We start from the raw sequence: 15,573 nt of genomic DNA on the forward strand, positions 1-15,573 counted from the left end.
ACATAGTTAATAGGCGTGGAGAGTGTCGTGAAGCAAACTCCCCTTATTGCAACAATGTTGCGCTGTGTTGCGGACAGAGTCAGCATCCACACCTCAAGGATACTTGCATCGCAGTTGCATGACCGCCAAAGGCTCATGCCTATAGCGCCGGCCGCGCTGGTCTTAGTGCTTGCTGGGTGCGGCGGGGCGCATCTGTACGACGCAGACAAAGATGCGCTTGGAAAAGAGGCGAAAGCCCAATTTGCCAAAACGACCGCCGTAGCGGTCTATGATCCCCAGCGTGAAAACTTGAAGGCGTTCGCTGAGCGTAGCGGTGCCTTGGCCGAACGCCACGCGCGCTTTGCACGGGACAACGCGATTGTGCGGCTGCTTGAAGGCCAGTCTCTGAACACGATGATCGCCAAGCGTGAGAGTGCGTTAGGCGTCCAGGCCGGAACCACAGATCTTTCCAGAAAGATCGAAGTCCAGCACATTACGCTGGCTAGTGCTCGCGGGGAACTCACCGCCGCGGCGCAGGACGTCTGGCTGCTCTGGGGATTGGAGCCACCGGCGTGCGACGCGGCACTACCGGACGCGGCTGCCCTGCCGGGAGAATTCCAGACGCACCTGGAACGGGAACAAATACCCGCCTTGAAAACTCGCCTCAAGGAGAGCTACGACGACTATGTCCTGCGCTGCCAGACTCTTGTTCAGCGATCCGATAGGCTCGCCACCAGTGTTCTTGCCCTGCCGGATGGCTCGGCCCTCAAGAGTACATACGGCGAAATCCTTAACGCCAGGGTCCGCCTAAATGGCAACATCAAGGAGGCCGCAAGGGCGAAAGCGGAGGTTGCCCGAAGCGAGCGAGCCGTCAAGGACGCCGTGGTCAAGGCGCCCTCGTTGGTCGCTCCAGAGGTCCTGGCCCGTGGCCGGGATCTGTCGAAGGCTCTGGAGGGCCTTGATGGCGCTGCAATCGCGGTCGGCTTGGGTAAGGAGGCCGCCGCGCGCAAGCGCATCGAGTCCATCAATACCGTGTTGAAGGCGGTTATCGATCCGCCGGAAGCGGAGGCGAAGGCCCCTGCGAAGGACGACGCCGGGGCGGAGCCCAACGCCGCTGCCGCAGCCGAGCGCAAGTCGGAGATCGCGGCGGCTAAGGCCATCCTCAAGACGATGCCGACGCTAGCTGACCAAGTAGCGGCCATTGACGCCGATCTCAATGCCCCGCCAATTTCCGCACTGCTCATGGAACGTGCGCGGCAACAGGCCATCCTCGAACAGGCACAGCGTACAATCACGCGGGCGCAGGACCGCATCGGCGCACTAGAAAGCCAATTTGAGGCTTTGCTGCTGGAACTATCCGGACTGCGACAGGCGCGGCTGAATAACAAGCAGTTCGCGGCGGCTGCCAAGCACTACGCCGATGCGGTCTACCAGGGTGAGCGAGGCCGGGCGCTTGCCGATGCGCAGTTGAACGACATCGATCACCAGATGGCGGTGGACAGCAGCCTGTACGCCTACACTGCATACCAAGCGGTGCTCGACACGCCGATCAACCAGATCGCCGCCTACCATGCGGCCGGTGTCAAACCGGAGGAACTTGCCCGGCTGATCGTCACCGGCGCCGGGCTCGGCGCGATCGCTGGCCGGTTGTAGGGGGGAACGACCATGCTGTGCAATCACTATTGCTTACGCAGGCTTGCCATCGTTTGCGGCTGCCTGTCGTCGGTGACGCTCGCCGGCTGCGATACGCCCGGCGACCTTAGAGACTACGCTAAGGAGACTACGAAGGCCCTGGTCATGCTGGACCAGGAGTTTCAACGGAGTGCCGCAGACACGGCTCGAGTCAACAAAGCCCGCCTTGCCGTTCAACAGCGCCGAGCCGCTGAACTCGACAGAAGCGAAGCTACTCTGCGCGATCAAATCGTCATCTGGGATGCCGCCGGGGAAAAGGAAAAGGTCCGCCGCTTCAACGTTTTGCGCGGCAGCACCAGCAGCATTCCGGCGGACCTCGCGCCCTCTCGTTCGCCTGAGCTGGAGTTGAAGCCCACGCCGGCCATCGACGCGATTTCGGCGACGGCGAAGGCAACCGACGCACTGTCTAAAGCCGAGCCGCTGTACCAGCGAGCAAAGTTCCTCATCAATTATTCAAAGGCGGTCCGTGATGACGTCAAGAAGCAGGAAGAAGCCCGAAAAGCCGAGCAGGACGCCAAGCCAACTGCGCCAAAGCAGTGAGGCTGCGGCGGACACCTATGGCCGTGCCCGAATGTCCAGTCCCGTTGACCTGAATATTACCAGCGAGGTTCCCATGGCCAGGCCGTTCGACCACTATACGGATGACGAGATCAACGCGTGGCTGCAGGCGTGGCGGGCAACCCGCCACGGGTTGGAGGACGCTCGCATGGTTTTGGAGATTGAGCGCGCTGACCTGCCCGATGGGGCAGAAAAGCAACGGACCAACGGGCAGATCAACGAGATCAATCAGCGGCTCGAAGCACATGATCAGCTCAAGATCGCGTTCTATGCCAACTTGGTGGCGCTCGTGCCCCCTCCGGCCGCGACGGTCGACAAGCTCACACAGATGGCTAACCGGGTCGACGACTTGATCGGTCAGGCGAAGGCGGGTGACCGCGCCGTACAACTGGCCATCACCATCGTTCAACTGTTCACCTCGGCAACCGGGGCTCCGGCGAAAGTTGGGTTTCCGACCCCCGTCTAATTGCGTGAGTTTGATCGGGATTGGAGCGTCGAGTCTATCTACGCGACGCTCCAATCCAGAGTGCGCGATGACTACCTCCACCATTGCGGAGAATGGCGGCCACGCGGCGGCGCAGCCGAAGGTCCAATTCCTTCTGATTCTCGGGAGGATCGAGGAGGCGGAACGAATACTGGACCGGTTTCGCAAATCCAGGCAGGGGTGATACTCTGGGGTCAGCTTTCCCGTTGCACACAGGCCTGACGCCGGAATCAGGATGATTCATTGAGTAAAGCAGCGATCCCACAGATACGAAATATCAATTGGTTACGCAAATACCCGGATGAAACATTAGCGTTCGCCCACAACTGGGGCTTGGCGAAGCGACTCCGCCGCGCTGGCGCTGAGATGTCCAGGCAGGCATTGACCTGCTGCTGTCTGCCAAAGGAGCGGCCGAAGCGTTCGGCCGCTGTAGCGAAAGGGGCCTATGGCCACCTCGCCGGCACCGCCGGTGGCGATGCGGACCTTGACCAGGCTGGCCAGCACCGGCCTGGCTGGCTCCTCGATCTCCAACGCGGCCGCCAGCACGTCGACGTCGAGTCCTTGCGCCTGATGCTCGCTCCATGGCGCCACCCTGGGTGATCCGCTCGCCGGCATGCCAGTGGAGATCAAAATTTTCGCGTATCTGATCAGACTCGAGGTAGAATACACTCGGCAAAAGGGTGTCGAGAAAGGGAGGCGAGTCAGCGATGCTCAAAATGACAGGACTTGACCAGCTTCAGCGCCAGCTGCAAGAGGCGCAGGATGCACTGCAGGAAATTGGTGGCGAACTCGGCACCGTCAGATTCGACCCGCATGACCCTGGCAGCATCGAAGCTGCGATCAGCGCAGTCAATGGAATGGTTGATGAGCGGCTCGGCGCCTATGCTTCCAACCCACTTATTGCCCCCATGATTGAGGGAATGAAGCAGCGGTACCGGGAAGCCATTCTGGAGAAGGCCGCCGCGGCGCGCCTGGAGGGTAATGCGTGATGATCGGAAACGATCTGTTTGGGCAGATCAACAACGCGGTGTTGGACCTCCAGTCGGCTCAGCTGCAATCGTACCCGCGACCGCTCAAGACCCTTGGGCGCCTGCTGTTGCATCCTGACCTCGCTGCAGCCAACAAAGCTCTGACGGAAGGGCTGAATCTTGATCACTTTCTTGAGAGTGCGAAAACTCAGGGGGGCATGGTCGGCAGCGCTCAACTTGTTTGGCCCGACAGTCACGAGCAGATGCTCGGGCTAACCTTGCAGCTGATTGAACGGTTTGCCGAGAATCCTGATTCAATGGCGGACTTTGGTCACATGTATTGTTACTCTGGTAACTCAGTCATGTCGGGGGGTGCAGGCCGTTACAAGCCAAATTATCATTCCCTTTGTGCGCGATTACAAAGCGTATGTCCTGAACCATGGCAATGTACGCCCTCAGCTGGTTGTACCGCTGACCAACAAGATTTTCATCGTGCATGGGCATGACGGAGAGGCGCGTGAGACGGTTGCGCGTTTCCTCAGTACCATTGGTTTCGATCCCATCATCCTCCATGAGCAGGCGAATCGTGGCCGGACCATCATCGAGAAAGTGGAAGCGAACAGCGACGTCAGCTTTGCGGTCGTCCTCCTCACTCCAGACGACGAAGGCAACGTCAAGGGAGGCGCGCCTGAACCCAGGGCACGCCAGAACGTGCTGCTGGAACTCGGCTACTTTATCGGCCGCCTTGGCCGGGAAAACGTCTGCGCCCTGATGCGGGGCCGGGTGGAGATCCCCAGTGACTTTGCCGGTGTCGTTTGGACTCCGATGAACGACGGCAACGGATGGAAGCAGGCGCTGGGCAAAGAGCTGCAGGCGGCGGGGCACCAAATCGACTGGAACAAAGTCATGCGCTGATGCGGCCAGTGCACCGGGCCTTGATGGCCCAATGCACTGCCTTCTCGCTCGCCCTACTACCTATGAAAATGTCCTGCAGCTTGGGTCACTGCAGAGGCGCTGCTTGGTCAGTCACAGCGAACTGACTGAGTGGCGTGCAGGACCTGCAGCACAACGCCGCAGTGCCGAGTAAGCTGGAAAAATTTCGTACAACCGACGATGTACAACGTAGAATCAACACTCGTCGCCCGATGAAGGCGGGACTCTTCTGCCCGCTCCACATCATCGACCAGAACGGCAACCTCGTGAGACACAAGGTTGACATTGTGTGCCCGTAGGGGATGTAACGTACGGAAATGGAGTGATACAAGTGACCATTTATATTGCGAAATCAGCACATGACCTTCTTAAACGGCTCGCTGAATACCCCCGAAAAATCAGTGATGATGGTAGCGAAAAGAACAACCCCATGATGGACCGTTTTGTATCCAGCGATTGGGCTGTCCGTGCAAACGCTCAGAGCGGCCTGCCGTCCGATTACGGTGTCTATGGCGAATACACGATAACGGAGAATGGCCGACGCGTGTTGCGGGAAGCGACGGTGGTTGACGATAGCGATCCTCGTGCCGTCGGCCTGCGCTAACATCAAAAGGCGGTCGATCCAGAACACGATCATCGACGATATCTCTTATCCAGATTAGGAGGCCCTGGCGCGTGGCAGGGCCATCTGTTCCGGGTTCAGCATTATGGATCGCGTCGGGCTACCATGCGATGCCCCCGCTTACCACAAGAGGGCCGGACACCTCTGATGCGCTGTGAGTGCGCGAGGTGTCCGGCCGTCTGCTCCGCTTCGCTCCGGTCGCACCCTGCGTGTGCGACTGGAAAGCGGGGACATCGAGCGCTGAAAGCGGAAGGCTGCCACCGGCGACCTCCTCCAGGTCCTGCTGATGGGACAACTGGACGTCGACGAAACCCAGGTTGGCCACCTCGTCGGCACTGATGGCACCGGTCAGAATGCTCCATCAGTTGGCCACTAGCAGGTCGCGGAAAAACGAACATATTCCGGCTTTTTGCCTGCGCTGAGGCTTGGAAATGACGTTTTCGGCGCCCGTTTTTGTCAGAATGGAGCACGTTTTCGCGCTGCGAGACGCCCGGAGCCGCCGTTGAGGCGGAGTCCGGGCGTGATTATGCCGCCGCCAGCAGCTTGGGCAGGCGGATCAGGTTGTAGGCGGTGGCGGTCAGGGTGAACATCCAACCGACACGGGCCATGCCGCGATGACGCGTTTTGCGCAAGCCAGCTCCCTTGATCCAGCCGAACACCTCCTCGATCCGTTTGCGGATGCGCAAGGACACGGTATAGCCAGGGTGGCGGGTGGTCCGTCCGTCGATCGCCGAGCGGCGATTGCGCGTGTTCTGCGCGACGTGCGCAGCGGCGCCCAACTCGCGCATGTTCGCCACGAAATCCTTGGTGTCGTAAGCCTTGTCGGCGCCCACCGTGACGCGGTGGCGGCCGGGGATGGCCTCGACCATGGAAACCGCCGCCTCGCGTTCGGCCAAGCCGGTGGCTGCCGTCAGCCGGACATTCACCACCAGGGCGTGACGGTTCTCCATCAACGCATGGCCCATGAAGGCCAGCTTCGCCGGCTGCCCGTTGCCCTTGCGGTACAACCGCGCCTCGGGATCACTGGTCGAGGCATGGGTCTCGTTGGACCGCCTCTCACCATGGAAGTCGCGGTCGCCGTTGCGTCCCGGCCCCGGCGGCTCGCCGCTGCCGTCCTTGGGCCGGAAGCTCTTCACCGACGCCCAGGCTTCGATCAGCGTCCCATCCACCGAGAAGTGCTCGTCCGACAGCAGCGCCTTGACCCGGGGTTGACCCAGCACGGCGGCCAGGAACTTGGCCGCCACATCGCCGGCCAGCAGGCGCTCACGGTTCTTGGTGAACACCGTAACGTCCCACACCGGGGCGTCCATCGACAAACCGACGAACCAGCGGAACAGCAGGTTGTAGTCGAGCTGTTCCATCAGCTGGCGTTCCGAGCGCACCGAGTAGAAGGCCTGGAGCAGCAGCGCCCGCAGCAGCTTCTCCGGCGGGATCGACGGTCGCCCGATCGTCGAGTACAGCCCCTCGAACGCCGGCGACATCACCTCCAGCGCTTCATCAACGATGGCACGGATCGGTCGTAGAGGATGGCTCGCCGGAACACGGGCCTCACAGCTCACATAGCTGAACAGGCCCTCGCTGTGTTCGTCCGATCCCCGCATCGTCCCCTCACCGGCCGCTTTCTCTGCGACCGCAGAGAATCACGACCGGCAGGCCGGGCATAGCCTTTTTCCGCGGCCTGCTAATGGTGGGAAGCAGAGCGTCTATATTCAGCGTTACGACTCGGCCGGTGTTGCACAGGGGGGCAATGTCCTGTTGACTGACGATTCGGCAGGCGACCAGAACCGTCCTCTTCTTGCAGCTCTTCCTGATGGCGGATTCGTCGCCGTATGGGCGGGGCAGGACGGATCTGGATTGGGCGTGCGGATGAGGGAATTCACCGGCTTGGCTGCAGGTGAAAGCGCCAACCCGTTCACTGTGATTTCTGGCACCCCAGAGGACGACCAGCTGTACGGCGCAGGCGGGCGTGATGTGGTATATGGGTTCGACGGTTCCGATATGCTGAACGGCGGCGGGGGAAGCGATATCCTGGTCGGTGGCACCGGCAACGACATGCTGAGCGGCGGGGAAGGGCCGGACCTGGCACTGGGAGGACCCGGCAACGACATTTATGTCGTGGATGATGTCGGAGACAGGACGGTCGAAATGCCCGGTGAAGGCACTGACGAGGTGCGCACTACCCTGGCTAGTTATACGTTGGTTGCTAACGTAGAAAACCTGACCTTTATTGGCAGTGGCGCATTCACTGGGACCGGCAATGAGTTGGCCAACCTTGTCCAGGGCGGCTTCGGCAATGACACGCTGGATGGTGGCGCCGGGATCGACACATTGCGCGGCGGCACCGGCAACGACACCTACCTCGTGAGCGACGCCGGGGACGTGATCGTCGAGGCCGCCGGCGAGGGCACCGACGAGGTGCGCACCATCCTCGCCAGCTACACCCTGGCGGCCAATGTCGAGAACCTCGTCTACACTGGAACTGTGGCCTTCACCGGCACCGGCAACACTGGTAACAACCTCATCACTGGCGGTGTGGGCAACGACAGCCTGACCGGAGACGCCGGCAATGACACGCTGGACGGCGGAGCCGGCGCCGACACCCTGACGGGTGGTACCGGCAACGACACTTACATCGTCGATAACACGGGCGACGTCGTCACCGAACTGGCCGGTCAGGGCACCGATACCGTGCGCACCGGCCTTTCCAGCTACACGCTGGGCGCCAATGTCGAGAACCTCGTCTATACCGGCTCCGGCCCCGTCACCTTCACCGGCAACGCCTTGAACAATAGCCTGACCAGCGGTGCAGGAGCCGATCTGCTGACCGGGCTGGACGGCAATGACACGTTGAACGGCGGGGCTGGGGCCGATACCCTGATCGGTGGCACCGGCAATGACACCTATGTCGTTGACAACATCGGCGACGTGCTGATCGAACTGCCGGGCGAAGGCACCGATACGGTTCAGAGTTCGATCAGCCACACCCTGATGGCCGATTTCGAAAACCTTACCCTGACCGGCTCCGCCCTCGCCGGCACCGGCAATGCGGCGAACAACCTACTGACCGGCAATGGTGCAGCCAACCTGCTGATCGGGCTTGAGGGTGACGACACGCTAAACGGCGGTGGCGGTGCTGATACGCTGGTCGGCGGCATCGGCAACGACACCTATGTCGTCGACAATGCCGGCGACGTAGTGACGGAGTTGGTCGGCGAAGGGATCGACACGGTGAACGCGTCGATCAGTTGGACGCTGGGCGTCAACGTAGAGAACCTGACGCTGACCGGCTCGGCGGCGATCAGCGCCACTGGCAACGCGCTAAACAACGTGCTGACCGGCAACGGCGGCGCCAACGTCTTGGACGGCGGGCTAGGGGCCGACAGCATGGCCGGCGGGGCTGGCAACGACATTTACATCGTCGACGATGCCGGCGACGTGGTGACGGAACTGGCTGGCCAGGGAACCGACGAAGTCCGTACCGGCCTGTCGAGCTATCTGCTGGGCGCCAATGTCGAACTGCTGACCTACAGCGGCGTCGGCGACTTCGTCGGCACCGGAAACGCGCTCGACAACCTGCTGGCCGGCGGCCTCGGCAACGACACGCTCAGTGGCGGCGATGGGGCCGACACCCTGGATGGTGGGACGGGAAGCAACCTGCTGATCGGCGGGGCCGGCAACGACGTCTATCTCGTCGGCGGCTTTGGCGATCAGGTGGTCGAGTTGGCCGGCGAGGGCATTGACGAGGTGCAGACCGCCCTCACCGGCTACACCCTGACCGATGGGGTGGAAGCCCTGACCTACACCGGCGCGTCGGCTTTTGCCGGCACCGGCAACGGATTGGACAACCTGATCGCGGGCGGTGCGGGCGCCGACACGCTGGATGGTGGACTCGGTGCCGATACTCTGATCGGTGGACTTGGCGACGATGTCTATCTGGTGGATAGCGTCGGCGACACGGTGATCGAAAGCGCCGGCACCGGCATCGACGAGGTCCGGACCACCCTGTCGGCCTTCACACTGGGCGACAACGTCGAGCGGCTGTTGTTCCTGGGCGGCGATGACGCCAGCGGTATCGGCAACGGCTTGGACAACTGGCTGGCGGGGAACGCCGGGAACGACACGCTCAATGGTGCCGACGGCAATGACACGCTGCTGGGCGGCCTGGGCAACGACGTGCTGACCGGAGGGAGCGGCACCGATCTGTTTGCGTTCGCCGTGGGGGACGGCCTGGACGCGATCACCGATTTCGACGCATCGCAGGGCGACCGGATCGGTCTGGCGGCCGGCCAGAGCTACAGTGTGGACACCAATGCGAATGGCGACGCGGTGATCGCCTATGGCACCAGCGATATCGTCACCCTGGTCGGCATCCAACCTGCGGCTGTGTCGAGTGCCTGGTTCGTAACACTCTGAGCCAACAAGCGGGGGAAGCTCCTGCTTCCCCCGTTCACGCATGCCCCAACTGCTGTCGGTTGTCCGTCAAAGAGTGATAGAGCGAACATTCTGATCTGGAAAGATCAGAATGTCGCGGAGGTGAGAGACAAATGCCTGAAGCGTCAATCTCGCCATCAATCAGAAATATGGGAGTATACAGCTGAAATACTCTAATTGACCATACTGGTTTCCGACGGTTTTGGCGTCGCTAAACTTACGATTGTTCATTACGACAAAGAAGACGATAAGATCATTGCCTGCGCTGGACTCATTATGGAATGAAATGGTAAAGTTCTGATACGCTAATCAATGATTTTGTGCCTTTACAGCCGTCAACACTCGGGACAAAACTCGCGCTCTGGGTGTATAAAAACACTCACAAAATATACAGCCTTCCATCGTTGTTTCCAAGATTTCACTGTATTAATTTATGGTTCCAAAACGGCCTCCAAAGACCATTTTATGGTTCCAACGTTGCGCTTTATGGTTCCAGATTTCGCCGATATCCCAATGAAATCAAAGGGTGCCAATTGTGTTTTTATGGTTCCTTCCAGAGCGGGTCTGGATGGAACCATAAAGTGTTACGAGAGCACCCATATAACGCACTCGCTGGAACCATAAAATGGTTTCGCCACAACCGTGTTTGAAAATGGCGGCCCGAGCCAACAGAGCGACGTGGAATAAAAGCCTCTAACATAGCCATCTTGTGCGGAATTCTTGAAGCTGTTTACTGGCGTCCCAGGCTGCGCTGGGTCATCGACCAAATTCATGTGCTCAAACCGATTCGCTTCCAGTCGCTGACGCGCAACGAGATCGGTGACCGCATCTCGGCTATTTCCGTGCGCCATGCAAAGCAGAGCGGTGACATTCAAAGTCTGCCGCAGGACGCCGCGGACATCCGGCAGCGCCGTGACACGACTTTCTTGGTTGACGTCGATTATTTGATTTCCGCTCGCCTTCATCTGACGGATGATGCGCCAAGCAGTGACAGGCTGGATGAACCCCTTACCATCTTTCGTCGCCGGGCCCGGCGCGGCCAGTATTTCCGCTCGCCCTATCTTGGCACCCGCGAGTTTCCAGCCGACGTTGTGCTGTGGGAGGAGCGGATGCCTGAGCATCAATTGCCCGATGACCAGCGCGACCGCGATCTCGGTCCGATGCTGCTCGATATCGACTACGCCGACAATCACGCCGCCCGGTTTTTCCACGCCATTCTGCGCGACGGCGTCATCAGCGTTCCACCCTTTGTTACGGCGGTGCGGTCATGACGGTCCTCGCCTCTCTCACCTCCCATTATGGTCGGCTGGAACGTCGCTGCGATGTTCCGTCCTTCGGTTTCACCCGTGAGCGCATTGCCTTCGGGCTGGTGCTGTCGGCAGACGGCGAGCCCGTCGCCTGTGACGACCTCCGCCTTTCCACTGACGGACGGAACCGCGGCGGCGGGCAGTCGATGACGGTCCCACGCTCCTTCACGCGATCCGGCATCAAGCCCCGGCCCTTCTTCCTCTGGGACAACAGTCACTTCGTTCTCGGGCTCGGCAGCCCGCCGGAGGGCACGGAACCAACCGCTCACTCTGCGCGTGCCGAGGCCTTCCGTGATTGGCACGAGCGGCTGCTGGATGGCACAGAGGATCCTGGCCTCCTGGCGGTCTTGCGCTTTCTGCGCAGCTGGACGCCAAGTCGCTTCCGGCAACCGCCGTTCTCGCCGGCGCTGCTCGATCGCACACTTGTTTTTCGCCTGCTCGACGATGTCGATGCCGCCGGTCGGCCGCGCTTTCTGCATGATCGGCCACCAGCCCAGGCCGCGTGGGAACCCCATGCCATCGAGGGTGACCGACCCAAGGCGGTGTGTTTGGTCACTGGCCAGGTTGCCCCGGTTGCTCGCCTGCACCCTGCGATCAAGGGTGTGTGGGGAGCCCCGACGACCGGCGCATCACTGGTGTCTTTCCACCAGCCTGCTTTCAGATCCCATGGCAAGGTCCAGGGTGACAACGCTCCCGTCTCGGAAGCTGCTGCCTTCCGGTACGGCGCGGCGCTCAACGCGCTGCTGGCACCGGGCACCCGATCCAAACTCCGGATCGGGGACATCACCATGGTGTTCTGGGCTGACGCCGCTGTCAATGGTGAGGCGGCGGCCCGTCGGATCGAGGCACTGGTGGGCAGCCTGTTGGCGCCTACCGGACCACCCGCTCCTGCCATCAATGAAGAGGGGCGCCCGGTTTTTCGCCGTAGCTGGGAATGGCTGGAGAAGCCTGCCGCTGCGCAAGCCGCCGCTCTTGGCATAGAGCCCAGTGTCCGCGTGTCTATCCTCGGTCTCATGCCGAACGGCCCACGCCTGTCGGTGCGGTTCTGGCAGGAGGTGACGGCGGGGGCGCTGATCGATCGGCTGACCGCTCACTGGCGCGATCTGCGGATCGAGCCGCCGGCCTGGAAAATACCTCCCTCACCGGCGGCGCTGCTCTATGCCATGGCACGGCAGGGACGCTCCGGGTCGGTTCCTCAGCAACTCGCCAGCGACCTGATGCGGGCGATTTTGACGGGAGAGCGTTATCCGTTGACCCTTTTGGCGGCGGTCCTTCAGCGCTTGCGTGCCGGTGAACCTGTCGATGGCCCGCGTGCTGCCCTGTGCAAAGCGATCCTCCAGCGTGCTGCCCACCGGCACCGGCGTGGCAGCGCCAATCCATACACCGATCCGGCCAGGGAGGTGCCAGTGAGCCTCGATCGTACGGAGTTCGACCAGGCCTACCGGCTCGGACGGCTGTTCGCTGTTCTCGAGAACGTCCAGCGTGCCGCCTTGGGGCGGCTCAACGCCAGTGTCCGTGATCGCTATTACGGTGCGGCCTCGGCCACGCCGGCCAGCGTCTTTCCCCTGCTGCTGCGCACCACCCCCCATCATTTGAAGGTACTGCACAGGGAGCGCGTGACCCGCGGCCTCGCTGTCTGGTTCGAGCGGGAGATCGACGAGATCATGCGCGATCTGGACATGAATCTTCCGCGCCAACTGCAGCCGATGGCACAAGGCCGCTTCGCTGTCGGCTATTACCACCAACGCCACGCTCGCAAACCTGATTCAGAGGTTGCCGATACGGTTGCCCAACCGGAGGAATGAGCCCATGCCTGCTGTCTCCAACCGCCACGAGTGCGTCCTGTTTTTCGAGGTGAAGAACGGCTGAGTTTCCCCCGGAACGATGGACACCGGGTTATGCGGCCTGAAGCTCGGCCTGCTCAGGTGTTCTATAGCCGATTGCCGAGTGGAGGCGTTGGCGATTGTAATAGCCTTCGATGTAGGCGAACAGGTCGCGCTTGGCATTCTCGCGTGTCGCGTACCGGTGATGGTGGACGAGTTCCGATTTCAGGCTTCCGAAGAAGCTTTCCATTGGTGCGTTGTCCCAGCAGTTCCCCTTACGGCTCATCGACTGGGTGATGTCATGGTTTTTCAGAGCCTTGCGGTAGTCTGCCGAGGCGTATTGGCAACCGCGGCCGGAATGGTGCAGAAGGCCGGGGGCGGGCTGCTGGCACTGGAGGGCCATGGTGAGCGCCGCCAGCGGCAATTCGGTGCGCAGGTGATCGCGCATGGCCCAGCCGACCGCCTTGCGGCTGAACAGGTCGAGGACCACCGCCACGTACAGCCAGCCCTCGTCGGTCGGCACGTAAGTGATGTCGGTGAGCCAGACCTTGTTCGGAGCGGTTGGAGCGAAGTTGCGGTCCAGGAGGTTGGGGGTGATCGGCAGGGCGTGGCGGCTGTCGGTGGTGCAGACCCGAAAGGCCCGGGGGCGCTGAGCCCGAAGGCCATGACGGTGCATGAGGCGTTCGACGCGCCCCCGGCTGACGGTCCGGCCCTGTGCCCGCAGGGCGGCATGAATGCGCGGGGCTCCGTAGCGCTCGCGGTGATCGGCGTGAAGTCGCCGGATGTCATCGAGCAACTGCCGGTTCGCCGCCTTGCGCGGGCTCTCCGGTCGCGTGCGCCAAGCATAATAGCCAGAAGACGACACGCCGAGGGCGTCGCAGAGCAATCGAACCGGGTATTCGTCGCGGCAGTCCTCAATGATCCGGAACCTCATTTCAGAGGCTCCGAGAAAATGCTCACAGTTTTTTTTAGTATGTCTCGTTCCATACGGACACGATCCAGTTCGCGCTTCAAGCGCGCGATCTCCGCCGACTGATCGCCGGCGGCCAGCGGGGCCGGCGCCTGCTTGGTGGGGAGCTGCGCTGGCCCCGCTGACCCGGATACGCGCCGCCGCCAGGTGCGCAGCATCGACGGCTGGATGCCCAACTCCTTGGCAACGTGTTCCAGGGGCCGGCCACTGCTTTCCAGCAGGGCCACTGCCTCTCGCTTGAACTCGTCCGTGAAAAAGCGCCGTGTCGTTGTCATGTCCACCTCTCCGCTCCCAACGGGAGCTTAACAAAGGTGTCCACCGATCCGGAGGAGGCTCAGCTTGGCTATGCCCTCGCCCAGCGTCCGGTTGATGGTGGAGAACAGCTTGGTCTTGGGCTCATACAACTTGATGGTGCCGATGACATGGCTGTCCTCGCCGACCAGCGGGATGACCAGCGACGCCCCCAACGGGCAGGTCGGGCTGATCGAGCATTGATAGGACACCTCGTTGCCGTCGGCATAGGTGACTTCATTGTGCGCGATGGCCTCCAACGTGTTCAGCGACGAGATCGGTGTGCCGGGAAGATGGTGGTCGTCGCCGATGCCGATGAAGGCGAGGATCTTTTCGCGGTCGGTGATGGCGACGGCGCCTACCCCGGTCTCCTCATAGATGATCCGCGCGACGGTCATGCTGTTTTCCTGGTTGAAGCCCCGGCGCAGCACGCCGTCGGCGCGCGCCGCAATGGCCAGCGCCTTGGCGGAGAACAGGCTGGACTGCCGCTCGATCAGGGCGCGGCGGTCGATCAGAATCCCCATGAACAGCGCGGCGCCCAGTGAGTTGGCGATCAGTTCCGGCACCGCGATCAGCCGCACGATCTCCAGCGTCTGGTCGAAGGGCTTCGCCACCGCAAGGTCGATCAGCAGTTCCAGAAGCACCCCGGCAAAGGTCAGGGTACCGGCCTTTACGGGATCGAACAGGGCGCGGGTTCTGCCCTGCCGGATGAGATGGCGGTGCATCAGGCCACCCAGAATCCCCTGTACGACGATGTCGATTCCGGCAGCGAGCGCGAAGGCCCCGCCCAACGAATAGCGGTGAAGCCCGCCGGTGATGCCGACCCCAAGCCCGACCAGCGGCCCGCCGAGAAGGCCGCCGAGCACCGCGCCGATCGCCGGCGTGTTGGCGATGGCATGGACCACCGGCATGCCGAGGATCGTCCCCATGATGCAGAACAGGGAGAAGATGACGTAGCAGGCCAGCTTGTGCGGCGGCCGGATCGTGGCGTGCGTCAGCGGAATGAAGATCTTCGTCCGGCTGAGGAGATAGGCCACCACGAGATAGACGCACATCTGCTGGAGAAGGACCAGCGAGAGGCCCACGGGATCAATTTGCATCGGTCAGGACTCCCTGCACCTGCGCGTCCGGTGCGGGCAGGCGAGCGGCGGCTCATGCTTGGTTGAGGCGCTTGGTTTGGCCCATCCGCGGCCGAAAGGCCAGGAAGAAGCGGCGGTCGGGACCGGGTTGGAGATGCGGCGAAAGGCACCGCCTGCCGCACCGCCCATCCCTCCATCACACCGCTCGCCTCCGGCGGCCTCCGCTCATTTTTCCATTCCGCCGCTCATTTCGCTATTCCACCGCTCCTGAGTTCGGCCGGGAATTGCCAGCGGAGCGTTGATAGGCTTCCTCCAGGTCAACAAAGCGCAGCCTTATCGTGATGGCTTGAAGATCCACGATGGAAGGCATGCTGGAGGCATAAAATGGTCAGCATCTCAACGGAATCCACGAGACTCGGCAATCCTCCACTGCCTT

General features: G+C 61.8%; 13 protein-coding genes and 1 pseudogene. 11 read left to right on the forward strand and 3 right to left on the reverse strand.

The genetic code is table 11. The features are described 5' to 3' along the window. Window positions 1-27 precede the first annotated feature (27 nt). The 7 genes from ABNQ39_RS22640 (at window position 28) to ABNQ39_RS22670 (ending at window position 5,218) form a co-directional block, all read left to right on the forward strand. Window positions 28-1,632 (forward strand): hypothetical protein, encoded by a 1,605-nt coding sequence (locus tag ABNQ39_RS22640; protein WP_376960757.1) that lies wholly within the window; start codon window positions 28-30, stop codon window positions 1,630-1,632. 12 nt (window positions 1,633-1,644) lie between these two features. Further along, complete coding sequence (locus ABNQ39_RS22645; RefSeq protein ID WP_376960759.1) at window positions 1,645-2,211, forward strand: hypothetical protein; 567 nt, start codon at window positions 1,645-1,647, stop codon at window positions 2,209-2,211. A gap of 73 nt (window positions 2,212-2,284) precedes the next feature. Then, window positions 2,285-2,695, forward strand: coding sequence for a hypothetical protein (locus ABNQ39_RS22650; RefSeq protein ID WP_376960761.1), 411 nt, complete (start codon window positions 2,285-2,287; stop codon window positions 2,693-2,695). Between the two features lie 725 nt (window positions 2,696-3,420). Continuing rightward, window positions 3,421-3,702 (forward strand): hypothetical protein, encoded by a 282-nt coding sequence (locus ABNQ39_RS22655; RefSeq protein WP_376960763.1) that lies wholly within the window; start codon window positions 3,421-3,423, stop codon window positions 3,700-3,702. After that, complete coding sequence (locus ABNQ39_RS22660) at window positions 3,702-4,187, forward strand: hypothetical protein (protein WP_376960765.1); 486 nt, start codon at window positions 3,702-3,704, stop codon at window positions 4,185-4,187. Before ABNQ39_RS22655 ends, ABNQ39_RS22660 begins: the two co-directional genes overlap by 1 nt. Then, window positions 4,174-4,596: a TIR domain-containing protein gene (locus tag ABNQ39_RS22665; protein WP_376960767.1), complete on the forward strand. Its 423-nt coding sequence runs from the start codon at window positions 4,174-4,176 to the stop codon at window positions 4,594-4,596. Before ABNQ39_RS22660 ends, ABNQ39_RS22665 begins: the two co-directional genes overlap by 14 nt. Before the next feature lie 349 nt (window positions 4,597-4,945). Next, window positions 4,946-5,218: a hypothetical protein gene (locus ABNQ39_RS22670; protein ID WP_376960769.1), complete on the forward strand. Its 273-nt coding sequence runs from the start codon at window positions 4,946-4,948 to the stop codon at window positions 5,216-5,218. Between the two features lie 542 nt (window positions 5,219-5,760). Here ABNQ39_RS22670 and ABNQ39_RS22675 read toward each other — a convergent pair. Continuing rightward, on the reverse strand, window positions 5,761-6,837 hold the full coding sequence (locus ABNQ39_RS22675; RefSeq protein ID WP_376960723.1) for an IS5 family transposase: 1,077 nt from the start codon (window positions 6,835-6,837) through the stop codon (window positions 5,761-5,763). A gap of 265 nt (window positions 6,838-7,102) precedes the next feature. Between ABNQ39_RS22675 and ABNQ39_RS22680 the strand changes: the two are divergent. The 4 genes and pseudogenes from ABNQ39_RS22680 to cas8c form a co-directional block, all read left to right on the forward strand. Then, window positions 7,103-7,315, forward strand: a pseudogene (locus tag ABNQ39_RS22680) (calcium-binding protein); the annotation flags it as partial. Window positions 7,316-7,498: 183 nt separating this feature from the next. Then, complete coding sequence (locus ABNQ39_RS22685; protein ID WP_376962659.1) at window positions 7,499-9,649, forward strand: beta strand repeat-containing protein; 2,151 nt, start codon at window positions 7,499-7,501, stop codon at window positions 9,647-9,649. Between the two features lie 725 nt (window positions 9,650-10,374). After that, entirely contained in the window at window positions 10,375-10,938 is a 564-nt protein-coding gene (gene cas5c, locus ABNQ39_RS22690) for a type I-C CRISPR-associated protein Cas5c (protein WP_376960717.1), read from the forward strand. Continuing rightward, a complete protein-coding gene (cas8c, locus tag ABNQ39_RS22695; protein WP_376960719.1) occupies window positions 10,935-12,779 on the forward strand; it encodes a type I-C CRISPR-associated protein Cas8c/Csd1 in 1,845 nt (614 codons plus the stop codon). The genes cas5c and cas8c overlap by 4 nt, the downstream gene beginning before the upstream one ends. Window positions 12,780-12,870: 91 nt before the next feature. Here the strand turns inward: cas8c and ABNQ39_RS22700 are convergent. Beyond that, window positions 12,871-14,042, reverse strand: a protein-coding gene (locus ABNQ39_RS22700) for an IS3 family transposase (RefSeq protein WP_376960771.1) whose coding sequence is annotated in 2 segments (ribosomal slippage) — window positions 12,871-13,757 and window positions 13,757-14,042 — 1,173 coding nt in all. Because the reading frame shifts where the segments join, the coding sequence is not laid out codon by codon here. 27 nt (window positions 14,043-14,069) lie between these two features. After that, window positions 14,070-15,158: a LytS/YhcK type 5TM receptor domain-containing protein gene (locus ABNQ39_RS22705; RefSeq protein ID WP_376960773.1), complete on the reverse strand. Its 1,089-nt coding sequence runs from the start codon at window positions 15,156-15,158 to the stop codon at window positions 14,070-14,072. Between the last annotated feature and the right edge of the window lie 415 nt (window positions 15,159-15,573).

This window comes from Azospirillum sp. A26 (assembly GCF_042604635.1).
In the GTDB taxonomy this organism is placed as follows: domain Bacteria; phylum Pseudomonadota; class Alphaproteobacteria; order Azospirillales; family Azospirillaceae; genus Azospirillum; species Azospirillum palustre.

Bases quoted from the DNA above. Each gene is read 5' to 3' on its own strand.
- ABNQ39_RS22645 (WP_376960759.1), top strand. From the start codon at position 1,645: ATGCTGTGCAATCACTATTGCTTACGCAGGCTTGCCATCGTTTGCGGC.
- ABNQ39_RS22650 (WP_376960761.1), top strand. From the start codon at position 2,285: ATGGCCAGGCCGTTCGACCACTATACGGATGACGAGATCAACGCGTGG.
- ABNQ39_RS22655 (WP_376960763.1), top strand. From the start codon at position 3,421: ATGCTCAAAATGACAGGACTTGACCAGCTTCAGCGCCAGCTGCAAGAG.
- ABNQ39_RS22660 (WP_376960765.1), top strand. From the start codon at position 3,702: ATGATCGGAAACGATCTGTTTGGGCAGATCAACAACGCGGTGTTGGAC.
- ABNQ39_RS22675 (WP_376960723.1), bottom strand. From the start codon at position 6,837: ATGCGGGGATCGGACGAACACAGCGAGGGCCTGTTCAGCTATGTGAGC.
- cas8c (WP_376960719.1), top strand. From the start codon at position 10,935: ATGACGGTCCTCGCCTCTCTCACCTCCCATTATGGTCGGCTGGAACGT.
- ABNQ39_RS22705 (WP_376960773.1), bottom strand. From the start codon at position 15,158: ATGCAAATTGATCCCGTGGGCCTCTCGCTGGTCCTTCTCCAGCAGATG.